Raw genomic sequence first — 22,461 nt, 5'->3', positions numbered from 1 at the left:
CGTTAAGGAAGCGTTAACCCTATTCTCCTTGCGGTGGCATCAGAATCGTGGCTTAGCTTGAGACGGAAATAGCGCGTCTGACGCCGATAAACCGTCTGAATTCGAGGCCAGAGTGAACGTGATCGACCGGCACATCAACCGAGCATCGACATCCGCCCATATTACGCAGCGGGCGGAAGCGCTGTCGGCGCGTCTGCGCAGCGTGGGTGAGCGTGCCTTTCCGCCGACGGCCCAGAAGTCGCTGCGCTCGTTTACATCCGGTGAAGTGGCCGAAATCGTCGGCGTTTCCGACGGCTATCTGCGTCAGCTGTCGCTCGACGGTCTCGGCCCTTCCCCCGACGTCGGCAATGCCGGCCGTCGCTCCTACACGCTGGAGCAGATCAACGAATTGCGCGCCTATCTGGCAACGGCGCGCCCGAAGGAAGCGACGCGCTTCTGGCCGCGCCGGCGCGATGGGGAGAAGCTGCAGATCCTGACGGTGGCCAATTTCAAGGGTGGCTCGGCCAAGACGACGACTTCCGTCTATCTCGCTCAGGGTCTGGCCCTGCAGGGCTTTCGGGTGCTGGCGATCGATCTCGATCCGCAGGCATCGCTGTCGGCCATGTTTGGCTACCAGCCGGAATTCGACGTGGCGGAAAACACCACGATTTATGGTGCGATCCGATATGACGAACAGCGCGTGAGCATGAAGGATGTCGTGCGCGAGACCTACTTCACCGGCATCAGCATCGTGCCGGGCAATCTCGAGCTGATGGAGTTCGAACACCAGACGCCGCGTTACATGCTCCAGAACCGCGGCCGGCCTGAGGATCTGTTTTTCCGCCGCGTCGCTGCGGCAATCGCCGAGGTCGAGGATGATTTCGACGTCGTGGTTGTCGATTGCCCCCCGCAGCTCGGTTTTCTCACCATGGGTGCGCTCAATGCCGCCACCGGCATGATCGTCACGGTCCATCCGCAGATGGTGGACGTGGCGTCGATGAGCCAGTTCCTGCTGATGACCTCCGATCTGGTCTCCGTGATCGAGGAAGCCGGTGGTCGCCTCGACTATGATTTTCTCCGCTTCCTCGTCACGCGTCACGATCCACGCGATGTGCCCGAGCAGGAAATTGTCGGCCTGCTGCGCGATGTCTTCCCCGGCGATGTCATGGCCGCGTCCGCCTGGAAATCGACCGCGATTGCCAATGCCGGCCTGACGAAACAGTCCCTTTACGAGCTCTCCCGCGGCTCCGTCGGCCGGTCGACCTATGACCGGGCCATGGAATCCATCAACGCCGTCAACCAGGAGGTCATCGACCTCATGAACAAGGTTTGGGGGCGATGATAGCCAGTTGGTTCTCGATAAAACAAAGACTTAGCATGTTGTCAGCTGACGACGGCTCTGCTGCGGCCTGCCGGGATTGCCGCGAGGTGGCCCCATGAGCAAGCGCACGCAGTCGATCCGCTCCCTCTTTGCCGGCGGAGGCGAACAGCCGCCGACGGACGAGGCGCGCCAGCCGGTGCAACGGGTGGCATCTGGCGCCGTGCGTTCGCTGAAGGACACCTTCTCGGAGGTCGAGCGCGATTATGAGGAGCTGAAGCGGCAGGTTGCGAAGGGCGCCGTTCCCGTGGAGATCGATCCGGAGCTGATCGATCCCTCCCCCTTTGCTGACCGATTTGCCGATCAGGATGTCGAAGCCGTCGAGGCGCTGAAGACCTCCATGCGCGAGCACGGACAGGAAATTCCTGTGCTCCTGCGTCCGCATCCGTCTGCGCCCGCCCGGTACCAGATCGCCTATGGCCACCGTCGTGTCCGCGCTGCCGGCGCATTGGGCCTCAAGGTCAAGGCCTATATTCGCGACCTCGATGATGATCGGCTGGTCGTTGCTCAGGGTATCGAAAATTCGGCCCGCGAGGATCTGACCTTTATCGAGCGCGCGGTTTTTGCCTTGAGGCTCGAGGATGGCGGCTTTCAGCGCAGCCTGATCCAGACCGCGCTTTCAGTCGATCGGCAGGAGGCGCACAGGCTGGTCAGCGTGGCGCGTGCCGTACCTGCCTGGCTGGTCAACGCCATCGGTCGCGCACCGAAGGTCGGTCGGCCACGCTGGCAGGAACTGACCGACCTCTTGAAGACGGCCGGTGCCGAGCGACGGGCGCGGAAGATAACAGAGGATGTGGTGTTCGCGCACAAGGCGACGGATGACCGCTTCCTCGCTGTGCTGAAGGCACTGAAGGCGGGTGAGGATCGCCCCTCGGCAAAGCCGGCGGAGAAGCTGATTGCGCGCTCTCCGGCGGGCGAGGCCATCGCCACGATGTCTGTTGCCGGCCGGAACTGCAAGATCGAGATCAACCGGGACCGCGATGCCGATTTCGCGCGGTTCCTCATGGAGCGCCTGCCGTCGCTCTACGAAAGCTACAGGGCGGAAACGCCCCCGTCAGATCAATAGCGAGGATAGGAAGACAGCAAAAGAAAAAGGCCCCCCGACGTTGCCGTCATGGAAGCCTCTCTCATAGGTCTAGCAGCCCGAGAATCGCATTTCCATGAATCCCAGTCAAGCGTTTTTGGCGCCGTTTTGGTGAGCGGATTTCTTTTGCCCGTGAAAAGGTGAAAGAGATGCAGAATGGACATGTGACGACGCCTTTCGGGCGGCGGCCGGTGACACTTGCGCTGGTCGCATCGCAAATCCGGACAGCCGACATCCGTGAGGGCAAGACGGCTGACAAGTGGAAAGTCTATCGCGATGCCTGCGACGCCCGCACGTTGCTGGGGCTTCGCGATCGTGCGCTGGCGGTGCTGAATGCGCTGCTGACATTCTATCCGGACAACGAGCTTCGCGAGGGCGCCAATCTCATCGTCTTCCCTTCGAATGCCCAGTTGACGACGCGAGCCAACGGGATCGCGGGCACGACGCTGCGTGAAAACCTGGCACATCTGGTCGAGGCCGGCCTTATCCACCGTCATGACAGCCCGAATGGCAAACGCTACGCGCGCAAGGACAAGAGTGGCGCAATCGAGACGGCCTACGGCTTCAGCCTGGCCCCGCTTCTCGCGCGTGCCGAGGAGCTTGCGGCAATGGCCCAGGAGGTGGCACGGGAACAGCGCGCTCTGAAACTCGTCAAGGAGCGGATCACGCTTGCGCGGCGTGACGTGCGCAAACTGATCTCTGCTGCCATGGAAGAGGGACTTGCCGGCAACTGGACGACGATTGAGGCGCATTACATCGCGGCAGTCGCGCGCTTGCGGACAGCGCGGGATGCCGAGCTTCTGGGAAGCATTCTCGAAGACCTTGAACTTCTCCGCGATGAATGCGTGAACACCATGGAAATGCAGTTGAATTCCCAAAAATCCGGCGCCAATGATGTCGAAAGTCGTCAGCACAAACAGAATTCAAATACCGAATCCATCGATGAATTTGAACCTAGCTCTAGAAAAGAGCAGGGCGAGGGATCGAGTGGGATGAGCGCACGGCAGCGCGAACCGATGAAGGCATTTCCGCTGGCCTTGGTCTTGAGAGCCTGCCCGGAGGTAATGATCTACGGACCGGGTGGGCGGATCGATAACTGGCGCGATCTGATGAGTGCCGCGGTGACGGTTCGCTCGATGCTGGGTATCAGCCCGTCGGCCTATGAGGCGGCGTGCGCAGCACTCGGGCCTGAGAATGCGGCAACGACAGTGGCCGCGATCCTGGAGAGGGCAGGGCACATTTCCTCGCCCGGCGGCTATCTGCGCGATCTCACCCGCCGGGCCGAGCGCGGTGAGTTCTCCCTCGGCCCGATGTTGATGGCCTTGCTTCGCAGCCATGGCGCGGCTGTGGCGGAGGCCGCAGGATGAGCAAGGCAACGGCTTCTATCGGCTGCGCGGCGCGATGATCGTTTGGCCGCAACAGCTGGATCGATATCGCCCGTCGTCAGCTGGCAACGGACTAAGGCATTGATTCAGCGACCATTCGCTTAGGCTCTGGCGTCATGTGAGAGATGCAGGGCCTGACTTTGCCTGGAAGTTGGCGGCGAAAGGTGAGGGCAGAGGCGAAAAAGACGTCTCGACCAAAGGAGGTCCGATACGCACGGATATCATCTTGTTGACTTGTCATACCAGGTGAAGGATAAGGTGAGCCGGAACGGAGTTGCGATCACGCGCCTCCTTGATAGACGTGTCTGGAGGATGTCTGATGGTTTCGATCGCGCTTTTCGGCGCCGGCGGCAAGATGGGCTGCCGTCTGTCGAAGAACCTGCTTGGCTCACGCTTTGCCGTTCGCCATGTGGAGGTGAGTGATGCCGGCAAGGCGCGTCTGAAAGACGAGCTCGGCCTTTCCACGATGTCGGCGGATGAAGCGCTTGATGGTGCGGACGTCGTCATTCTCGCTGTCCCGGATACCGCGATCGGCAAGGTCGCAGCCACGCTTGAGCCGAAGCTGAAGGCCGGGACGATGGTGATCGTCCTGGATGCTGCCGCTCCCTTTGCCGGTCATCTGCCGGCACGGCCGGACCTGACCTATTTCGTCACACACCCGTGCCATCCGCCGATTTTCAACGACGAAACGGATCCGGCTGCAAAGCGTGATTTCTTTGGCGGTATTGCTGCCAAGCAGCATATCGTCTCCGCGCTGATGCAGGGGCCGGAGGAGGCCTACGCTCTCGGTGAGGAGATCGCCAAAGTCATCTGGGCGCCGGTGATGCGCTCGCACCGGGTCACCGTGGAGCAGATGGCGCTTCTGGAGCCCGGCCTTTCGGAAACCGTCTGTGCGTCGTTGCTGTCGGTCATGCGCGAGGCGATGGACGAATGCGTGCGCCGTGGCGTACCAAAAGAGGCGGCCCGCGACTTCCTGCTCGGTCACATGAACGTGCTGGGCGCCGTGATCTTCGAGGAAACGCCGGGTGTCTTTTCGGATGCCTGCAACAAGGCGATCGAATTCGGAAAGCCGGTACTGATGCGCGATGACTGGAAGCGCGTCTTCGAGCCGCAGGAAATTGCGGACAGTATCCGCCGCATTACGTAAGGCGGGACAGCCCGGCCTCGACGCTTGACGTCTTTGCGTCGGAGTGGATTTCCAACGGGGAGGGGAGGCCCTGTCGCATGGCACGGTTCACGGGTGCGCTGATCGGCTGCGGTTTCTTTGCCGTCAACCAGATGCATGGCTGGCGGGATATGGACGATGTCGAGATCGTCGCGATCTGCGACCGCGATCCGCAGCGCCTGCAGATCGTAGGCGACCAGTTCGGGGTGGTGCGGCGCTATGCGTCCGCCGATGAGATGTTCGCGGCCGGCGGCTTCGATTTCGTGGATATCGCCACGACCGTTGGAAGCCACCGCGCGCTGGTGGAACTGGCCGCGCGACACCGCGTGCCGGCCATCTGCCAGAAGCCGTTCGCGCCGACGCTGTCGGATGCCAAGGCCATGGTCGCGGCGGCAGATGACACCGGTATCTCGTTGATGGTTCACGAGAATTTCCGCTGGCAGACACCCATTCTCGCGGTTAAGTCCGTGCTGGACAGCGGCACGATCGGTGATCCGTTCTGGGGCCGCGTCTCCTTTCGCTCCGGCTTCGATGTCTTTTCCGGCCAGCCCTATCTTGCCGAGGGCACGCGTTTCATCATCGAGGATCTTGGCATCCACGCGCTGGATATTGCCCGCTTTCTCTTCGGTGATGCCACTCGCATGACGGCCCGTACACGACGCATCAATCCGGCGATCAAGGGCGAGGATGTCGCGACAATGTTGCTTGATCACATCGGTGGCCTGACCTCCATCATTGATGTCAGCTATGCGACGAAGCTGCCGGTCGAACCCTTTCCCGAGACGCTGGTGGAAATCGATGCGACGCGCGGCACGCTGCGCCTGTCGAAGGATTATCGGCTGACGGTGCATGGCCCCGGCGGCACCGCGGAGCGTGTGGTTGCGCCCAACCTTCTGCCCTGGGCCTCGCGGCCCTGGCATAATATCCAGGAAAGCGTGGCGTTGATCCAGAAGCACTGGATCGCCTGCCTTGTGAGCGGGCAGGAGCCCGCAACATCCGGGCGAGACAATCTGAAAACCTTCGCGCTGGTGGAGGCCGCCTATCTCAGCGCCGAGCGGGGTGAGACCGTTGCGCTCGCGGATCTCCTTGGCGCGGGTGTGGAGCGATGAGCAGTGCGGCCTTCCGCCTTTTCGGGACGCGGCAGACGGAGCCCGAGGGCCGGCTGCTGCGGGCCGGAGATCTGTCCGTTGTGCTGCGCAATGGCAATCTGGAGGGGGTCTGCTTTCGCGGCCACGAGGTGCTGCGCGGCATTGCCTTTCTGGTCCGCGATCGGGATTGGGGCACCTGCACGCCGCGCATCGGCCCCGTCGAGATCGAAGCGGATGATCAGCGCTTCAGCCTGCGTTACCGGGCCTGCTTCGAGGCGCCCGATGGTGCGGGCCTGACCTGCGACGTCACGATATCGGGGGAGCGCAACCGACTGGCCTTCGCTGCGACATTCGAGAGTTCGGCAGACTTCGAGACGGCGCGTGCCGGCTTTGTCGTGCTGCATCCGATCGTCGGGCTTGCGGGTCAGGCCGTGCGGGTGCGCCATGGTGATGGCAGCGTGGAGGAGGCGGTCTGGCCTGACCAGATCGAGCCCTGGCAACCCTTCATGGACATTGCGGCCATCACCCATCGGGTGGCATCCGGCATTGTCGCCACGACGGATTTTGAGGGCGATGTCTTCGAGATGGAAGACCAGCGCAACTGGACGGATGCGTCCTACAAGACCTACGTGCGGCCCTTGGCGCGGCCCTGGCCCTACAGGCTGCCGGCCGGCGAGATCTTCCGCCAGTCGGTGACCCTGACGATCGCGGCCGAGGATGGCGCGACTGCCCAGACGCGCGGCGAGGGGGTGATTGCGATCACGCTGCATCCGACGGCGATCGCCCTGCCGGAGATCGGCATCGGACTTCGCCCGGACTGTGGGGCGGCCGAGGCGGCGGCAATCGACCATCTCGTCACGATCGGCGCGCCGCACCTCATCTGCCATTTCGATCCGCTTGCCGGCGACGGCCTTGCAGCGCTCCGGGGCTTTGCGGGGATTGCCGCGTCGTCGGGTCTGAAGGTGACGCTGGAACTCGCCGTTCCCTGCCGCCAGCCCCTGTCGGAAGAGTTTGCAGGGGTCGCAGCGCTCGTGCGCGAGGCCGGCCTGTGCCTTGATACGCTCTTCGTCAGCCCCGCGGTCGATCGGCAATCGACGCCGCCCGGCAGCGCCTGGCCGGCCTGTCCGCCGCTCGAAGCGGTCTATGCCGCGGCGCGGGCAGCTTTCCCGGGCGTTCGGCTCGGCGGCGGGATGATGAGCTATTTTACGGAGCTCAATCGCAAACGCGTGCCGGCCGATGCCGTCGATTATATCGGGCACTGTACCAATCCGATCGTGCATGCCGCGGATGATCTTTCGGTGATGCAGAGCTTCGAGGCGCTGGCCTTCGTGGTCGCGTCCACGCGCGCGATCTATGGTGACAAGCCCTATCGCATCGGTCCATCGACCATCGCCATGCGGCAGAACCCCTATGGGAGCGTGACAAAGGACAATCCGGGGCTTGCCCGTATTCCCATGGCCAATGTCGATCCACGCCACAATGGCGCCTTCGGTGCGGCCTGGACGCTCGCCTATGCCGCGACCGTCGCGCCGGCGGGGCTCGAGGTGCTGACGCTGTCAACGCTCGCCGGCGCCTTCGGCCTCGTGGCAGGCGAGGGGGAGCCCCAGCCGGCCGGGGCCCTGCGGCCGCTCGCCCACGTCATCGCGCGCCTTGCGCGGTTCGGCGGCAAGCCGTGGCTGCGGGTTGAAAGTGCTGCTCCCCAGGCGGTCGTTGGCCTTGGCGCGGAGGGCGTGCTGCTTCTTGCCAACATCACTGGGCAGCCACAAATGGTCCGCCTGCCGCAGACGCCCCGCTCGGTGACTGGGATCGGTTTCGAAGACCACGCCGTGTCCGCAACGCAGACGCTCGCTCTGGAGCCCTATGCGTGCCTTGAGGTCGTGCTGTGACGCCGTCAGCTCCGGGCCTGGAGCGCGTAGAGCGCGCGCGAGCGTTCCAGATGCGCGATCATCGCACGTTCGGCGCCCTCGGCATCCCGCGCCGCAATGGCCTGAAGGATGCCCTCGTGCTCGGCGAGCGTCGTCGTCTCGCGGCCGGTCCAGATCAGCAGCTCGGTGTGATAGGACTTCAGCCACCCCAGCATGGCGCAGCTGACAGCGCCAAAGATCGGGTTGCCGGACATCAGCGCGATCTCGTGGTGAAACTCCATGTCGATGTGGATGAAGCTCTCGGCATCGCCAAGGCTGGCGCGCTGTCTGTCGAGAACGTCGCGAAGTGTCGCGACCGTCTCTTCCGTGGCGTGCGTGGCGGCCTCGCGCACCATGGCACGCTCGAAGAAGATCCGCGCGCTCTTCAGATGCTCCAGCATGTCGGAAGAGCCGGAGAGCATCAGCTTTGCCGGAAGGTCCATCTGGCGGATGAGGGATTCTGCGGTGATGCGCAGCACCCGGGCCCGTTCCCCTTGCGAAATCTCCACCAGACCCTTGCCGGCCAGCGCCTGCATGGCCTCGCGGATCGCCGGTCGGCCGACGCCGTAGCGCGCCATCAGCTCGCGCTCCGACGGCATTTCGTCGCCGGCCTTCAGTTCGCCGGAAACGATCATGTGTTTCAGCCGGGCAAAGACCTCGTCGGAGAGCTTTTTGCGAATGATCGGCTCGGCGGGAAGGATCATCACGTCTCTCGTTCTTCAAGGCCGGGATATTTCGACGTCATGATGCAAGCCCGACAACGTCGTGATGAAGTGATGATTAGACCAGTTCGACGGTACCGGCAAGCAAGAGCCACGGGAGCACATCCAGCATGGACATGATCCGCATCACCTACAGGATCGAGACACCCGGCTCTGTCGAGGCCATGGCGGCGAAGATTGCCAGCGATCAGTCTACCGGCACCTTTGTGGCGCTGCCGGGCGAGACGGAGGAGCTGAAGGCACGCGTGGCGGCGCGGGTTTGCGAAATCCGCCCGCTGCCTCCCGCCGATCGGCCTTCTTTCCCGGAGGAGGGGGGAGGGGCGAGCCTTTTTCACCGCGCCGATGTCGATATCGCCTTCCCGCTGGATGCCGTCGGCACGGACCTTTCGGCTCTGATGACGATCGCGATCGGCGGGGTCTTTTCCATCAAGGGCATGACGGGCATCCGTATCGTCGGCCTGCACTTGCCGGATGCCTATGCCGCCGCTCACCCCGGCCCGCAGTTCGGGGTCGCCGGCAGCTTCGCGCTGACAGGCGTCCAGGGTCGGCCAATCATCGGCACGATCGTCAAGCCGGCGCTCGGTCTCCTGCCGCATGAGACGGCGGAGATGGTGGGCGAACTCGTCGCCGCCGGTGTCGATTTCATCAAGGACGACGAGAAGCTGATGAGCCCCGCCTATTCCTCGCTCGAGGCGCGCATCACGGCCATCATGCCGAAGATCCTTGATCACGAGCAGAAGACGGGCAAGAAGGTCATGTATGCCTTCGGCATCAGCCATGCCGACCCGGACGAGATGATGCGCAACCATGATCGGGTGCTGGCCGCCGGCGGCAATTGCGCGGTGGTCAACATCAATTCCATCGGCTTTGGCGGCATGGCGTTCCTGCGCAAGCGCTCCGGGCTGGTGCTGCATGCCCACCGCAACGGCTGGGACATTCTCACGCGCCATGCCGGTCTCGGTTTCGACTTTTCCGTCTGGCAGCAGTTCTGGCGGTTGCTCGGCGTCGATCAGTTCCAGATCAACGGCATCCGCGTGAAATACTGGGAGCCGGACGAGAGCTTCGTCCGCTCGTACCAGGCCGTGACCACGCCGCTGTTTTCGGCCGCAGATGTGGCGCTGCCCGTCATCGGTTCCGGCCAGTGGGGCGGACAGGCGCCGGATACGATCGCCGCCACCGGCGGTTCGACCGACCTTCTCTATCTCTGCGGCGGCGGCATTGTCAGCCATCCCGGCGGCCCCGGGGCAGGGGTGAAGGCCGTCCAGCAGGCCTGGGCGGCGGCTGCGGCGGGCATTCCGCTCGATACCTATGCGAAGGACCATCCCGAACTCGCCCAGTCCATCGCCAAATTTGCCGATGGCAAGGGAGCCTGACCCATGACGGATACCCGGCAGCGTCCGCTGATCAGCTATTACGGCGACGATTTCACGGGCTCGACGGATGTGATGGAGGCGCTTGCGTCCAACGGCGTCGAGACCGTGCTGTTTCTCAAAATCCCCGATGACGCGCTCATCGCGCGTTTTGGGGATGCCCGCGCCGTCGGTCTTGCCGGCACCAGCCGCAGCCAGACGCCTGAATGGATGGAGGTGCATCTGAGCGCGGCTCTTGCCTGGCTGAAGGATCGGCATGCCGAACTCTGCCACTACAAGGTCTGCTCTACCTTCGATTCCGCTCCGCATGTCGGCAGTATCGGCCGGGCGATCGAGATCGGGCGCGCAGTCTTCGGCCCTGCGACGATCCCGCTCATCGTCGGCGCGCCGCAGATCCGCCGCTACACCGCCTTCGGCGAGCTTTTCGCCGCCTATCAGGGGCGCAACTACCGCATCGACCGCCACCCGGTGATGGCGCGCCATCCGGTGACGCCCATGGACGAGGCGAATGTGCTGACCCATCTCGCCCGACAGACAGCCTTGTCCTCTACGCTTCTCGATCTCGTTGCACTCGCTTCCGGCGCGGAGCCGGAGACAGCCGACATTCTGCTCGTCGATGTGCTGGATGCCGCGACGCAGGAGGCCGCCGGTGCCCTTCTGTGGGACAGGCTGAGGGGCAGGAGCCGCTTCGTTTGCGGCTCTTCCGGCGTCGAATATGCGCTGATCCCGACCTGGCGGCGCCTGGGTCTCATCGGGGAAAAGCCGCTCTTCGAGGCGGCGGGGCCGGCTGACCGGATCGCCGTCGTCTCGGGCAGTGTCTCGCCCACCACCGAACGGCAGATCCGCCACGCGCTCAACCACGGCTTCGGCGGGGTGGCCCTTGATGCCTTGGCGCTGGCAGGGGAGGGGGCCGAGACGGAAATTGCCGCAGCCGTGGAAAATGGCCTCGATCATCTCGGCCAGGGGCGGAGTGTCGTGCTCTATTCGGCGCTCGGACCCTCCGCCGATCGTGGTGGCGATCTCGATGCTGCAGCGGGCGCGCGCCACCGGCTCGGGCAGTCTCTTGGCCGTATCCAGGCTGCGCTCGTCGCGCGGGCCGGTCTTACCCGCGCCGTCATTGCGGGCGGGGACACATCGAGCCATGCGCTCGGCGAAATGGGTATTGCCGCCCTGACTTTGAAGATGCCCCTACCGCAGACACCCGGCTCGCCTCTCTGTGTGGCCCATGGCGGCGACTGTGACGGTTTGGAGATCGCGCTGAAAGGTGGTCAGGTCGGCGGAGATGATTATTTCTCTATGATCCAATCCGGCCGAATGACGTAAAAGCACCCCGATTTGCAAGGGTGAACAGTATTTCGCGCTAAACGCGAATCTTGCGTCTGTATTAGACGAAAGTTTTCTGATTTCTCGCGATAAGCAGCATCTCACCATTTTTGTGTCGTCTAAAATTAACTTTTCGCTATCGTTCCGGCGTTAACTTTCTCGTGAGCGACGACCCGATGCCGACACGTGGCGACCCGTCTTCGTGCATGTCCCATGCCGGGGGGCGGCGTCGGATAGTGTGTTCTTTCGGAGAAGGTTTCTACGCATGTTCGGTCAGTGGAAAGCAGACAAGGCGCAGTTGGCATCGCTTGAAATCATCACGGCAAACGTCATGATCGCGGACAAGGATCTTCAGATCCGCTACATGAATACGGCGGTGAAGGGACTGTTGCAGGAAGTGGAGGCCGACCTGCGCAAGGAACTGCCGCGCTTCGACATGCAGAAGCTGATCGGCAGCAACATCGACATCTTCCACAAGAACCCCGCCCATCAGCGCGGCATGCTGGCGGCTCTGCGCACCCAGCATCGTGCGACGATCCGCGTCGGCAAACACACCTTCGATCTCATCGTTACGCCGATCCGCGACGGCGAAAAGGTCACCGGCTACGTGGTCGAATGGGCCAATTCCCGTGACCGTCTTGCCAACCTCGATTTCCGCAACCAGATGGAAGCGATCTCGCGCGTTCAGGCCATCATCGAGTTCACGCCTGAAGGCCAGGTGGTGAGCGCCAATCAGAATTTCCTCGACGCGCTCGGCTACCGCATGGACGAGATCGCCGGCAAGAACCACAGCCTGTTCGTCGATCCGGCCTATGCGAGCACGCCCGACTACCGCACCTTCTGGGACGAACTGCGCGCCGGACGCTTCCAGGCTGCCGAGTTCATCCGCATCGGCAAGGGCGGCAAGCGCGTTGTCATCAACGCCTCCTACAATCCGATCCTCGACGAAAAGGGCAAGGTCGCCAAGGTCGTGAAGTTCGCGACAAATGTCACGGAGCGCGTTCACGCCGTCGAGACGATCGGGGACGGCCTGTCGAAGCTCGCCGGCGGCAATCTGACCCTGCGCATCGACCGTCCCTTCGTTGCGGAATTCGAACCGCTGCGCAACAATTTCAACGAAGCGGTGGCGCAACTTGGCGGCACGCTCTCGGCCGTCGCGCGCGCGATCGGGCAGATTGACTCCGGCACGCAGGAAATCAGCCACGGGGCCCAGGATCTTTCCAAGCGCACCGAGCAGCAGGCTGCCTCTCTGGAGGAAACAGCGGCGGCTCTCGACGAGATCACCGCCAACGTCAACAACGCCTCGCGCCGCGCCGAGGATGCCCGCGGCGCAACGGAAACCGCCAACAACGGTGCGATCCATTCCGGTCGGATCGTTGCCGATGCCGTCGGCGCCATGGCCCGCATCGAGCAGTCCTCCAACCAGATTTCCAACATCATCGGCGTCATCGACGAGATCGCCTTCCAGACGAACCTTCTGGCGCTGAACGCGGGTGTCGAGGCAGCGCGCGCCGGCGAGGCGGGCAAGGGCTTTGCGGTCGTCGCCCAGGAAGTTCGCGAACTTGCGCAGCGCTCCGCCCAGGCCGCCAAGGAGATCAAGGAACTGATCCGCAACTCGTCGGAAGAAGTGAAGACGGGTGTCAAGCTCGTTAGCGAGACGGGCGACGCGCTGAAGACGATCCAGACGAATATTTCTGCGGTGAATGAGCATATGCAGGCAATCGCCAGCTCCGCCCGCGAACAGTCTGTCGGACTGTCCGAGGTCAACAGTGCCGTCAACCAGATGGACCAGGTGACGCAGCAGAACGCAGCGATGGTCGAGGAGACCAATGCCGCTTCGGCAACCCTTGCCCAGGAGACCGAGACCCTGCGCCAGCTCATCGCGCGCTTCGAGCTGTCGGGCACCGTTGCATCGGCCGCGCCGCGCACCGCGCCAGCACCTGCCCGCAGCCACACGGAAGCCCGGCCTGCCGCCGCGCCGCGCCGCGCCAGCATTCCCGCTACACGCGGCAATACGGCACTGAAGTCCGATGACTGGCAGGAATTCTGAGCCGGCCTGAATGCCGCGTGCCGCACGGCTGACGTCGGTATCGATATAGAACGGCGCTTTTCGTGACCGCACAGTCACGAGAAGCGCCGTTTCGATTCCGGGCCTTCAGGTCAGGAGCGCCTCACGCGCGACGGACAGGACAGCGCGCGTCAGCGTCTCCAGCCGGTCTGCGGTCAGCCGGTTGATCTGCCAGAAGAGCGGAATATCGAGTGGCATTTGCGGATGAAGCTCCACCAGCCGTCCATCGGCGAGGTGCGCGGCAACCAGCATTTCGGGGTTCATCCCCCAGCCCATCCCGGCGAGGCAGGCATCCACGAATCCCTGCGTTGATGGCAGGCAGTGGGTTGGTCCGGGGATGTCCTCGCCCACCGCCAACTGCATCCAGCGCGTCTGCAGCCGATCCTTCTGGCTGAAGACCAGGGAAGGGGTCCGGGCCAGTGCCTCGCGCGTCACCCCTTCGGGAAAATGGCGCTCCACGAAGGCGGGGCTTGCGGTGGCGCGATAGCGCAGCTTGCCGAGCGCCAGCCGGCGGCATCCAATGACGGGCTGTTCGAGGCTCGTCACGGCGGCCAGCACCGCGCCGCGCTGCAGCCACTCGGCCGTGTGCTCCTCATCATCGACGGCGAGATGGACGAGATGACCGGTTGCCTGTGTGAAGTCGGCAATTGCGGTCAGGAACCATGTGGCGAGACTGTCGGCATTGGCTGCGATCGATACGGTTGCCCGCGCGCCTTCCGGCCCCGCCTGTGCAAGCGCGGGCAGGCGCTCGAAAAGATCGGCTTCCAGCAAGCCCACCGTTTCCATATGCCGGCAGAGCCTGTCCCCGGCCTCCGTTGCCTGACAGGGGGAGCCGCGTACCACGAGCGCAGTCCCAAGCCGCTCTTCGATCTGGCGGACCCGCTGCGACACCGCCGAAGGCGTCACGTTCAGGCGCCGTGCCGCCTTTTCGAAACTGCCGGTCTCAACGACTGCGGCCACGGCCCGCAAGGCCGCATAATCCAGCATTGATTAGTTTTCCTTCATCACTCTTAGAAAAGTTAACTATCTTAATGGTGACGGAGGCGCTAGGGAGGCGGCGCAACGGAGTGGATGGGGATGACGGCTGCAGTTTTCGGAACGGGTCTGACGATGGGGCTCAGCCTGATCGTGGCGATCGGTGCGCAGAATGCCTTCGTCTTGCGGCAGGGGCTGCGCAACCACCACGTCCTTGCGGTCTGTCTGACCTGTGCGCTGTCGGACGCTGCGTTGATCCTCGTGGGCGTCACGGCTTTCCGCCAGATTGCGGCCGTTCTTCCCTGGCTCGATCCGGTGATGCGGTATGGTGGCGCCGTCTTCCTTCTGGTCTACGGCTTTCGCAGCGCGCGTGCGGCCATAGCGGGTTCAGGCGCTCTTGCGGCGGGGGAGGGGGAGGATGCGGGCCTGGCGAGGACGCTTGCGACGTGCCTTGCCTTCACCTTTCTCAATCCGCATGTCTATCTCGACACGGTCGTGCTGCTCGGCACGATCTCGACCCGGTTTCCCGGTCAGGAGGCGTCGTTCGCCGCCGGCGCGATGACAGCCTCTTGCCTGTTCTTCTTCGCTCTCGGCTTTGGGGCACGCCGGTTGCGTCACGTCTTCGCCAACCCGGTCGCCTGGCGGGTTCTGGACGGCGTGATTGCCGTCGTGATGGTGCTAATTGCCATGAAGCTTCTCGTCGGCTCGTGAGAAGCAGTGGTCGTGGCGAGAAGCGCACGCCAGCGAAGCATCCGGCTGCCGAAACTGTCATGCATGTTGCAGCACCCTGCAGCGTTCCGGCCGGGTTTCAGCCCGGCCTTCGTGGCGCCGAGAAGCATCGATATGCGACTGGTCACGGCCAGCCTGTGCAGCAAGGGCCATGCCGCACCGCGCTGGACGGCTGACTCCAGATGTTATTGATGCACGACGGGCGTATCGATGAAGTGCGCCATCTCCGGCCAGTGGGTCGTGCGCTCGCGAATGTCCTTTGCCAGATGCTGCAAGGCGAGATCGAGGCAGTAGACCACTTCCTCTGACTGGATGGCTGCTGCGCTGGCACGCGCGAAGAACACAAGCCGCGTGATGGCCTGGAGTTCTTCAGTCTCTGTATCACCTGAATCAAGTTCGCCCATGAGAATGGGGTCGGGCGGCTGCTGCATGCTGGGTCTCCGTCTACCGTCGGTACCCATTCTAGGGGGAGACAACCTTCCTGTGGCGTGACATCGGCGTGACACGCCTTTAAGTGGAAATGCATATACGCTTGGGGACCGGCTGGACGGAAGCCTGGCAGAGAGAAAATCCTTCCGTGAAAACGGTGGGTTGCATTTCACGTGACGGCGAGGTCAATCGCGCCGCTGGGCAAGCATCTCGTCCCAGAGGACCGTGCGGACGAACTGCCATCCGCGCGCCGTGTCCCTGCGACTGTCAGGCATGCTCGCCATGGCGTCCAAAAGCTGCAACGCGTCGGTTCGCTTGCGATCAACCCGCCGTGCGGCAAGAAGAGGGCCGAGCCGGGCCCGTGTTTCATCGTCAAGTCCTGCGGCGGCGGCCAGGATGGCCGGCCATGTTCGCTCCTTGAAGAACAGCCTGTCTGCTGCCCTTTGCAGCGCATCGGCAAGTGTCGGGTCGAGCGTTTCGTCGGCGACAAGTGCCTCAAGCGTGGCCGTGACGTTGACGAGGGGTTCCGTGAGGGCGAGCCAGCCGAGCGCGGCCGGTCCGTGCAACTGTGCCACATCCCCGTCATCGACGCGGCGGCCGCTGCGATAATCCTCGAAGATCTGGCCGATGCCCTCCATGCCGAAGGCTTCGCACTCCGCCGCCCGCAAGGCGCCCATGCTGGCGGCGCCGATGACCCTGACGCCCGCTTCCAGCGCAAACAGGATTTCCTTGTGCCAGACCGGAGCGGTGAATTCGAAGCCGCCGTCGATGATGCCGATCGCGTTCGCCCCGTCCTGAACAGCGCGATAGACATCCCCCTGGACGACCGGGCCGTGACAGAGGATTGCCGGCGGCGCGATGCGGGACGCGTCTGGAAGGGTTGGTCCGACGAAGAGGATTTTCATGCGCTGAGCGCCTTTGCGAGCGCGCGGACACCGAAGCGCGTGGCGCGCCGGCCCTCCGGATTTTCCAGGGCCGGTACGAGCACCTTTGCCACGGCAAAGGGAAGGTGGCGCGCGCCAAGCTCGATCGCAACCACCGGGCCAAGACCGAGGGCGTCCAGACGGGCAAGCAACGCGCCCAGTCCGCCCAGAAAGATGGCGCGCCGCGCGTTCCCCTGCGGCGCATCGTCCATCATCAGGCGGCGTGTCCACTCGGGCAGCGGGCGGCGATAGACAGCGGGGAAAGCGTCGTCCCGCGCCCCTCCGATGAAGGTGATGCGCGATTGCACCGCCTCCGTGAGCGCACGCAGCACGGCGCGTTCGGGCGCAGGATGGCAGCCCGCCCCATAGGTGACATCGACGAAGCGTGCCGTGCCCGTGGTCAGAAGATCATCCTCGGCGAGGAAGGCCGTGAAGCAGGGAACGCCGATATCGCTCGTCATGTCGAAAAGGCGCAGGCGCATGCCTGCGGCATCCAGTTGCCCGAGAAGCGCGGCAATGTCGGGATGGTGGGCATAGGTCTCACGGGCAACCCCTGTCTTGGCCCGGCCGGCATGGTCGCCGATCTGCCAGAGGACTTGGGCATCCCGCTCGATGCGCTCGTAGAGGGCGTGTACAATGGCTTCGTCGGCCGTGTTACCCGAGGCAAGCCCGTCCGAAGACTGCCAGTAGCGGGCCGACAGGCGGCTGCGATCAAGCACGACGGCATCTTCCGGGACAAAGACCCGCCCGCCCGTCAGCAGATCACGGCCCGAAAACCAGGCGATCCGTTCATCCTGGCGGGGCAATTCCGCGTGCAGAGCGAGATGGGATTGCAGCAGAAGGAAAGGCTGGCCGCGCGCTGCCAGATCGTCGCTCGTCGCATAATGGACGGGCGTGGCCGGGGCGCCCGCGACGGCCCGTTCGAGGGCCTCCATGACGGCGGAGGTGCGGGCGTCCGCATCCGTGAGGCCCTTGCCTTGCGCGACCACGATGGAGCGCGCGTTGGGTGTCAGGGCGAGCCAGACGGGAATGCCGATCCGGTCGAGCCCGGTCTGGCGGGCGACGCGGGTAATGCCAAAGGCGGGAAGAAGGCCTTCCACCCGCGAGAATGTTTCCTCCGGGCGTAAGGCTCTCTCCCCGTGCATGGTGTCAGTGCGCGTCGAACAGGCCTGCGGCGGCCGAATCGGCGGCATTGACGGCGACGGCGAAATCGACGCCCTTCACGACGATGCCGTCATGGCTGCCGGCACGGTTGGCGGCGGCAAGGGCACTGCTGGCGCTGTCGGCCGGCTTGACGGTTCCTGCCTCGAGGTCGGCGACGTAAAGCGTGTTGTTGCCCGGTACGCCGATCATGATCACGTTTGCCATGGGAAAGTCTCCTGTCACGGGTTGGGTCAATCTTCATATCCGGCCTTGAGAAGGCCTTCACGGTAGAGTTCCCTTTGCCAATGCTCCCGGATAGGAAGCACAGCGAGCCACTGCTTCAAGGAAAACTGCGGATTCTCCTTGAGATCCTTTCGGCGGTAGTGCTGCGCCTTTTTGCGATCTCCAGCCATCGCAAGAGAAGCCGCAAGAAGACGATAGGCAACGGCGGGATTTGCCATGCGATTGAGGTAGTCGATGGATTTCAGATACTCTCCGACAAAATAACTCGCGCCGGCTGCACTCCAGAAATACTCATCAGGCCCAAGCGGATTGAGCGAAATCGCCTGCTCGATCTTCTCAAGCCCTTCCCGCGGGCGCGATGCATGCACCAGCGAGTCAGCATAAGTATAGATTGCATCAGCATAATGTGGGCTCAACTTCTCGGCGTTGTCAAGAGCTTCCAGGCTTTCATCCAGCTGCCCGAGATACAGCCGCGCACGTCCGAGCTCCTTGTACCCCGAGGCGACCGCGGGACCGCTCTCTATGGCGGAGCGGGCGGCCTCCTCGGCTTTCAGCAAGAGGTCGTTGTCACCGCGTGCCGTCAGCACCCACTCGCCCGTGAAGGTCCGCGCCAGCCCCCCGAAGGCATAGGCGAAATCGGCCCTTTCCTTCAGGGTGCCGCGAAAGGTGCGCCGCGCTGCGCGAATGGAGGGTAGCGTCAGCCGGTTCAGGTGCCGCAGACCCGTCAGATAGCCGCGATAGGCTTTGGGGTTGAGTTCATAATCGAGATGGGCGGTTTCATTGCGTGCGAGGATCGACAGGATCGTGCCGCTGATCGCCTCGGCGATTGCCAGCCGCGACTCGGCGAGACTGGCTTCGTTGAGCGGATAGCGATCCGCGAAGATGATGTTGTCGGCGGGAACGAAGATGATCTGGACCATCAGACTGTCCCGCGACAGTCGCGTGTCGATGACATAGGAGATGTCATGCTTCTCGAGCAGTCCCGCCTTGTCCTGACTCGCCCGGATGCGCTCGGCAGTGTAAGGCGCGACCATCGCAAAGGCGCGGACGGCACACAAGCAGATCGAGACGTCGTCGATCAGCGCCGCCGCAAGCAGCGCATCCTCATTGTCGGCCGCGACGCCCGCTGGCGGCAGCAGAGCCACGCGCGGGCCGCTCAGTCCTCTCGGCGGTGGCGCCGCGACAGGATCGGGGACGGTGACCGCGACGACCGGCGGATGACCTGACGCCAGCGGCGGCCGCGCCGCGTGATCGGCTCCGGTCACGAGGTGGCGCACTTCATGATCATCGGGGAAATGGTCGAGCAGCAGGAATGCTGCCTTGCGCAAGGTCAGGAAATCGACCGGCTGCGTCCCGGAAGGCGAGGGCTCGGTCAGGCGGCGACGAATGATGCCGAGAAGATTGAGGCGTTGCGCATGCGCCCAGGCTTCGACGCCGCTTTGGGCGTCTCCGGTCGTGCGCAGAAAGCCGCGCTCGACATGCTCCACCAGCGTTGCGATGCTGGCCGTCGGGTCGTCGAAGATGTCGAGATCGCTGTCGATGGCCTGCGGGGCAAGCTTCAGCCGGCGACCATCTGCGACGACCAGTTCCGTTCCCAACTCGGCCTGCGCGACCTGGAGGCGCGAGAGCATCTTGCGCAGGTTTGCCAGCGCAAGCGTATGGTCATCGACCGTCCAGAGGAAGGCTGCTGCGGCGTCCCGGCTGAGCTCTCCGCCCTCGGCAAGCCGAAGGCGGACGAGAAGCAGGAGCGCCTTCTGTGGCATCCGCACATCACGGCATGCTGCATCCACAAGACGCAGATCGCCGAATGTGAGAAGCCGGAAGCGGCTCACGACAGGCGCTGAGCCTCGTCGTGACGGCTATCGCCAGCCGACGGAACGTCGTCGGCAGAACCCGAAAGGCTCTTCAGCAGGCCGAGCAGCTTGGTGCGCACGCGCTGGTCATGGATGCCGAGGATCGCCCGGTTGATGGCAAGACCTTCGCGGGTTGCAATGAACTCCAGAACGTCGTCGCCGGCATAGAAGCCCGAGTTGGTTTCCTGCACCTGCGGCTGGCTGGTGCCCTCGAAGAAGTAGGAGACGGGAACACCGAGCACCTCGGATGCCATCTGCAGCTTGCTCGCGCTGATACGATTGGTACCCTTCTCGTATTTCTGAACCTGCTGGAAAGTGATCCCCAGGTGATCGCCCAGCTTCTCCTGGCTCATACCCAGCATTGCACGTCGCAAGCGAAGCCGGTTGCCAACGTGGATGTCAATGGCATGGGGGGATTTCTTCGTCATCGGCACACCGTCTCTTGTATGAATTGTTTGCGACGAGTTTTGCGCGAAAAACAGGCAATTCGCAACGAAAAATCGCGTCAATTAGCAGAACTAATAAAGTCTACCTTGCATTAGTGAGGTCTTTAGCCAAAAAAATTGATTTATCTCAAATTTTTCAGGTCCAATACGTGAAACCATTGATTTCGCGCTGCACGGGAATCAAACGCTGTGAGCATTTCCTAGGCAACATCACGGAATTTGATCTATGGATTTACTGTTCAGGGAAGTGGCAGGCGACCTGACGACCCGGTTCATGCGCGGCCAGCACTGGTTTTGATTCGCGGCAGAGCGCGGTCGCCTTGGGGCAGCGTGTCGAGAAGGCGCAGCCCGGCGGCGGGTTGAGCGGGCTCGGGATCTCGCCTGTCAGCAGGATGCGCTCGCGCCGGCCGCGATTGTGCGGCTGCGGGATCGCCGACAGCAGGGCGCGCGTATAGGGGTGGCGGGGCGATGCGTAGAGCGCTTCGGTTTCTCCCGTCTCGACAATGCTGCCGAGATACATCACCGCCACCCGCGTGGAGACATGCCGGACGACGGCAAGGTCGTGGGCGATGAAGACATAGGTGAGGTTCAGCTTCTCGCGCAGTTCGTCGAAGAGATTGACGACCTGGGCCTGCACGGAGACATCGAGCGCCGAAACCGGCTCGTCCGCCACGATCAGCTGCGGCTCGACGGCGAGTGCGCGTGCAATCCCGATGCGCTGACGCTGGCCGCCGGAGAATTCGTGCGGATAGCGGTCGAGATATTCCCGCCGGAGACCCACGAGCTCCATCAGCTCCTCCAGCCGCTCGTCGATGGCCGCGCCCTCGCGGATCTTGTGGACGCGAAGCACTTCGGCGAGCATGTCGCGGATGCGGCGGCGCGGGTTGAGCGAGGCGGACGGATCCTGGAAGATCATCTGCATGCGCCGGCGCACCGGCTTCAGGTCGCGCGGACCGGCCTGGGTGATGTCCTGCCCCTCGAAGGTCAGCGTTCCCCCGGAAATGTCGTAGAGCCGCGTCAGGCAGCGGCCCAGCGTGGATTTGCCGCTGCCGGATTCCCCGACGAGGCCGAGCGTTTCGCCGGGGCGCACGTCGAGATCGATGCCGTTGACGGCGTGCAGCAGCCGGCCGGAGCCGGGGCGCAGGGTCTTGCCGACCACGAAGGTCTTCGTCAGGTTGCGCGCCGTGAGGAGAGGTGTGGCCGCGGCGGTCGCGGGCGTCGTGTCGGTCAGGGTCATGCCAGTTCCTCCTGCGGCAGGGCGCGGCGGCGCAGCGCGGGGCGTTCGTCATCGTCAATCACGCAGAGCGCGGCCTGTTCGCCGGCCTTGCGCAGCGGCGGGCGCTGCGCGCAGGCGGGACGGGCAAAGGCGCAGCGCGGCGCAAAACCACAGCCGGCCGGGATGCTCTCTGGCGTCGGCGGCATGCCGGGGATCGAATTCAGGCGATGAAGCCGCTGGCCCGTCAGCGGCGGAATGGAGGCCATCAGGCCCCAGGTGTAAGGGTGGAGCGGCGCGCCGAAGACCGCGTCGGTCGGTCCGCGTTCGACAATGCGGCCGGCATACATGACGGCCACCTGTTCGGCGACTTCCGCCACCACGCCCATGTCGTGGGTGATGAGGATGATGGCGGAGCCGAAATCCTTGCGCAGCCGCAAAAGCAGGTCGAGGACCTGTGCCTGGACGGTCACGTCGAGCGCCGTCGTCGGCTCGTCCGCAACCAAGAGCGAGGGATTGCATGACAGCGCCATGGCGATGACGGCGCGCTGGCGCATGCCGCCCGACAGCTGGTGCGGATAGCGGTCCACCGCTTCGCCGGGATTGGAAAGGCCGACTTCGCCGAGAAGCTCGATGGCACGCCGACGTGCAGCGCGCGCCGAGATCGCTTCATGCGCGCGGATCTGCTCGGCAATCTGCCAGCCGATCGTATAGACCGGCGTCAGCGCCGTCATCGGATCCTGGGAGATGAGCCCGATCTCCTTGCCGCGGATGGCCCGCATCTTCGAGGCAGGCAGGTCGAGGATCGGCTGGCCCTTGAAGGAGACGGCGCCCTCGACACGTGTCGTCTTGCGGTCATGCAGGCCGAGCAGCGAGAGCAGCGTCACGGATTTGCCCGAGCCGCTTTCGCCCACGATGGAGAGGATTTCGCCCTCATGGACACGGAAGGAGACGTCGCGGACCGCCTGGACGGGGCCGTTGTCGGTGGCAAACGAGACGGAAAGGCCGTTGACGTCGAGAAGGATGGGTTTGTCGCTCATG

20 protein-coding genes are annotated in these 22,461 nt (G+C 63.8%); 10 read left to right on the top strand and 10 right to left on the bottom strand.

Going from position 1 to position 22,461, the window contains the following annotated elements; all coding sequences use genetic code 11:
- Nucleotides 1-112 precede the first annotated feature (112 nt).
- The 6 genes from repA (at nucleotide 113) to ACED18_RS17795 (ending at nucleotide 7,965) form a co-directional block, all read left to right on the top strand.
- A complete protein-coding gene (gene repA / locus ACED18_RS17820; RefSeq protein WP_377294759.1) occupies nucleotides 113-1,321 on the top strand; it encodes a plasmid partitioning protein RepA in 1,209 nt (402 codons plus the stop codon).
- Between the two features lie 94 nt (nucleotides 1,322-1,415).
- Nucleotides 1,416-2,423 carry a plasmid partitioning protein RepB gene (gene repB / locus ACED18_RS17815; RefSeq protein WP_377294756.1) on the top strand — a complete coding sequence of 336 codons (1,008 nt, stop codon included), beginning with the start codon at nucleotides 1,416-1,418 and terminating at the stop codon, nucleotides 2,421-2,423.
- Between the two features lie 167 nt (nucleotides 2,424-2,590).
- Nucleotides 2,591-3,808 (top strand): plasmid replication protein RepC, encoded by a 1,218-nt coding sequence (repC, locus tag ACED18_RS17810; RefSeq protein WP_377294754.1) that lies wholly within the window; start codon nucleotides 2,591-2,593, stop codon nucleotides 3,806-3,808.
- Nucleotides 3,809-4,145: 337 nt separating this feature from the next.
- Nucleotides 4,146-4,973, top strand: coding sequence for a phosphogluconate dehydrogenase C-terminal domain-containing protein (locus ACED18_RS17805; RefSeq protein ID WP_377294752.1), 828 nt, complete (start codon nucleotides 4,146-4,148; stop codon nucleotides 4,971-4,973).
- Between the two features lie 77 nt (nucleotides 4,974-5,050).
- Complete coding sequence (locus ACED18_RS17800; protein WP_377294750.1) at nucleotides 5,051-6,100, top strand: Gfo/Idh/MocA family protein; 1,050 nt, start codon at nucleotides 5,051-5,053, stop codon at nucleotides 6,098-6,100.
- On the top strand, nucleotides 6,097-7,965 hold the full coding sequence (locus tag ACED18_RS17795; RefSeq protein WP_377294747.1) for a hypothetical protein: 1,869 nt from the start codon (nucleotides 6,097-6,099) through the stop codon (nucleotides 7,963-7,965). The genes ACED18_RS17800 and ACED18_RS17795 overlap by 4 nt, the downstream gene beginning before the upstream one ends.
- A gap of 5 nt (nucleotides 7,966-7,970) precedes the next feature.
- On the opposite strand, the gene ACED18_RS17790 is transcribed toward ACED18_RS17795, so the two are convergent.
- Nucleotides 7,971-8,687: a transcriptional regulator NanR gene (locus ACED18_RS17790; protein WP_377294745.1), complete on the bottom strand. Its 717-nt coding sequence runs from the start codon at nucleotides 8,685-8,687 to the stop codon at nucleotides 7,971-7,973.
- A 134-nt stretch (nucleotides 8,688-8,821) separates the two neighbouring features.
- Here ACED18_RS17790 and oiaX point away from each other — a divergent pair, with 134 nt between their 5' ends.
- The 3 genes from oiaX (at nucleotide 8,822) to ACED18_RS17775 (ending at nucleotide 13,448) form a co-directional block, all read left to right on the top strand.
- A complete protein-coding gene (gene oiaX, locus ACED18_RS17785; RefSeq protein WP_377294879.1) occupies nucleotides 8,822-10,078 on the top strand; it encodes a 3-oxo-isoapionate-4-phosphate decarboxylase OiaX in 1,257 nt (418 codons plus the stop codon).
- 3 nt (nucleotides 10,079-10,081) lie between these two features.
- On the top strand, nucleotides 10,082-11,398 hold the full coding sequence (locus ACED18_RS17780) for a four-carbon acid sugar kinase family protein (RefSeq protein WP_377294743.1): 1,317 nt from the start codon (nucleotides 10,082-10,084) through the stop codon (nucleotides 11,396-11,398).
- Nucleotides 11,399-11,663: 265 nt separating this feature from the next.
- Entirely contained in the window at nucleotides 11,664-13,448 is a 1,785-nt protein-coding gene (locus tag ACED18_RS17775; protein ID WP_377294741.1) for a methyl-accepting chemotaxis protein, read from the top strand.
- 105 nt (nucleotides 13,449-13,553) lie between these two features.
- Here ACED18_RS17775 and ACED18_RS17770 read toward each other — a convergent pair whose 3' ends face one another.
- Nucleotides 13,554-14,453 (bottom strand): LysR family transcriptional regulator ArgP, encoded by a 900-nt coding sequence (locus ACED18_RS17770; protein WP_377294738.1) that lies wholly within the window; start codon nucleotides 14,451-14,453, stop codon nucleotides 13,554-13,556.
- A gap of 90 nt (nucleotides 14,454-14,543) precedes the next feature.
- Here ACED18_RS17770 and ACED18_RS17765 point away from each other — a divergent pair, with 90 nt between their 5' ends.
- The gene (locus ACED18_RS17765; RefSeq protein ID WP_377294736.1) at nucleotides 14,544-15,152 is read left to right on the top strand and encodes a LysE/ArgO family amino acid transporter; all 609 of its coding nucleotides are present in this window, start codon (nucleotides 14,544-14,546) and stop codon (nucleotides 15,150-15,152) included.
- A 203-nt stretch (nucleotides 15,153-15,355) separates the two neighbouring features.
- On the opposite strand, the gene ACED18_RS17760 is transcribed toward ACED18_RS17765, so the two are convergent.
- The 8 genes from ACED18_RS17760 to ACED18_RS17725 all read right to left on the bottom strand — a co-directional run bounded on the left by ACED18_RS17760 (nucleotide 15,356) and on the right by ACED18_RS17725 (nucleotide 22,460).
- Nucleotides 15,356-15,601, bottom strand: a complete 246-nt coding sequence (locus tag ACED18_RS17760; RefSeq protein WP_377294733.1) for a hypothetical protein — start codon at nucleotides 15,599-15,601, stop codon at nucleotides 15,356-15,358.
- Nucleotides 15,602-15,784: 183 nt separating this feature from the next.
- Nucleotides 15,785-16,504, bottom strand: coding sequence for a TfuA-like protein (locus ACED18_RS17755; RefSeq protein WP_377294731.1), 720 nt, complete (start codon nucleotides 16,502-16,504; stop codon nucleotides 15,785-15,787).
- Nucleotides 16,501-17,667, bottom strand: coding sequence for a YcaO-like family protein (locus tag ACED18_RS17750; protein ID WP_377294729.1), 1,167 nt, complete (start codon nucleotides 17,665-17,667; stop codon nucleotides 16,501-16,503). The genes ACED18_RS17755 and ACED18_RS17750 overlap by 4 nt, the downstream gene beginning before the upstream one ends.
- A gap of 4 nt (nucleotides 17,668-17,671) precedes the next feature.
- On the bottom strand, nucleotides 17,672-17,890 hold the full coding sequence (locus ACED18_RS17745; protein ID WP_377294727.1) for a hypothetical protein: 219 nt from the start codon (nucleotides 17,888-17,890) through the stop codon (nucleotides 17,672-17,674).
- Nucleotides 17,891-17,916: 26 nt separating this feature from the next.
- On the bottom strand, nucleotides 17,917-19,740 hold the full coding sequence (locus ACED18_RS17740) for a hypothetical protein (protein WP_377294725.1): 1,824 nt from the start codon (nucleotides 19,738-19,740) through the stop codon (nucleotides 17,917-17,919).
- Nucleotides 19,737-20,189: a helix-turn-helix domain-containing protein gene (locus tag ACED18_RS17735; RefSeq protein ID WP_377294723.1), complete on the bottom strand. Its 453-nt coding sequence runs from the start codon at nucleotides 20,187-20,189 to the stop codon at nucleotides 19,737-19,739. Before ACED18_RS17735 ends, ACED18_RS17740 begins: the two co-directional genes overlap by 4 nt.
- Before the next feature lie 250 nt (nucleotides 20,190-20,439).
- Nucleotides 20,440-21,444: an ABC transporter ATP-binding protein gene (locus tag ACED18_RS17730; RefSeq protein ID WP_377294721.1), complete on the bottom strand. Its 1,005-nt coding sequence runs from the start codon at nucleotides 21,442-21,444 to the stop codon at nucleotides 20,440-20,442.
- The gene (locus ACED18_RS17725) at nucleotides 21,441-22,460 is read right to left on the bottom strand and encodes an ABC transporter ATP-binding protein (RefSeq protein ID WP_377294719.1); all 1,020 of its coding nucleotides are present in this window, start codon (nucleotides 22,458-22,460) and stop codon (nucleotides 21,441-21,443) included. The genes ACED18_RS17730 and ACED18_RS17725 overlap by 4 nt, the downstream gene beginning before the upstream one ends.
- Nucleotide 22,461: the final 1 nt, after the last annotated feature.

This window comes from Rhizobium sp. SG2393, assembly GCF_042610495.1.
Taxonomy (GTDB): domain Bacteria; phylum Pseudomonadota; class Alphaproteobacteria; order Rhizobiales; family Rhizobiaceae; genus RU20A.
The sequence above is the reverse complement of the archived record's forward strand: the minus strand, read 5'-3'. Positions and strand labels throughout refer to the sequence as shown.

Bases quoted from the DNA above. Each gene is read 5' to 3' on its own strand.
- repB (WP_377294756.1), top strand. From the start codon at position 1,416: ATGAGCAAGCGCACGCAGTCGATCCGCTCCCTCTTTGCCGGCGGAGGC.
- repC (WP_377294754.1), top strand. From the start codon at position 2,591: ATGCAGAATGGACATGTGACGACGCCTTTCGGGCGGCGGCCGGTGACA.
- ACED18_RS17805 (WP_377294752.1), top strand. From the start codon at position 4,146: ATGGTTTCGATCGCGCTTTTCGGCGCCGGCGGCAAGATGGGCTGCCGT.
- ACED18_RS17800 (WP_377294750.1), top strand. From the start codon at position 5,051: ATGGCACGGTTCACGGGTGCGCTGATCGGCTGCGGTTTCTTTGCCGTC.
- ACED18_RS17795 (WP_377294747.1), top strand. From the start codon at position 6,097: ATGAGCAGTGCGGCCTTCCGCCTTTTCGGGACGCGGCAGACGGAGCCC.
- ACED18_RS17790 (WP_377294745.1), bottom strand. From the start codon at position 8,687: ATGATCCTTCCCGCCGAGCCGATCATTCGCAAAAAGCTCTCCGACGAG.
- oiaX (WP_377294879.1), top strand. From the start codon at position 8,822: ATGATCCGCATCACCTACAGGATCGAGACACCCGGCTCTGTCGAGGCC.
- ACED18_RS17780 (WP_377294743.1), top strand. From the start codon at position 10,082: ATGACGGATACCCGGCAGCGTCCGCTGATCAGCTATTACGGCGACGAT.
- ACED18_RS17775 (WP_377294741.1), top strand. From the start codon at position 11,664: ATGTTCGGTCAGTGGAAAGCAGACAAGGCGCAGTTGGCATCGCTTGAA.
- ACED18_RS17770 (WP_377294738.1), bottom strand. From the start codon at position 14,453: ATGCTGGATTATGCGGCCTTGCGGGCCGTGGCCGCAGTCGTTGAGACC.
- ACED18_RS17765 (WP_377294736.1), top strand. From the start codon at position 14,544: ATGACGGCTGCAGTTTTCGGAACGGGTCTGACGATGGGGCTCAGCCTG.
- ACED18_RS17760 (WP_377294733.1), bottom strand. From the start codon at position 15,601: ATGCAGCAGCCGCCCGACCCCATTCTCATGGGCGAACTTGATTCAGGT.
- ACED18_RS17755 (WP_377294731.1), bottom strand. From the start codon at position 16,504: ATGAAAATCCTCTTCGTCGGACCAACCCTTCCAGACGCGTCCCGCATC.
- ACED18_RS17750 (WP_377294729.1), bottom strand. From the start codon at position 17,667: ATGCACGGGGAGAGAGCCTTACGCCCGGAGGAAACATTCTCGCGGGTG.
- ACED18_RS17745 (WP_377294727.1), bottom strand. From the start codon at position 17,890: ATGGCAAACGTGATCATGATCGGCGTACCGGGCAACAACACGCTTTAC.
- ACED18_RS17735 (WP_377294723.1), bottom strand. From the start codon at position 20,189: ATGACGAAGAAATCCCCCCATGCCATTGACATCCACGTTGGCAACCGG.
- ACED18_RS17730 (WP_377294721.1), bottom strand. From the start codon at position 21,444: ATGACCCTGACCGACACGACGCCCGCGACCGCCGCGGCCACACCTCTC.
- ACED18_RS17725 (WP_377294719.1), bottom strand. From the start codon at position 22,460: ATGAGCGACAAACCCATCCTTCTCGACGTCAACGGCCTTTCCGTCTCG.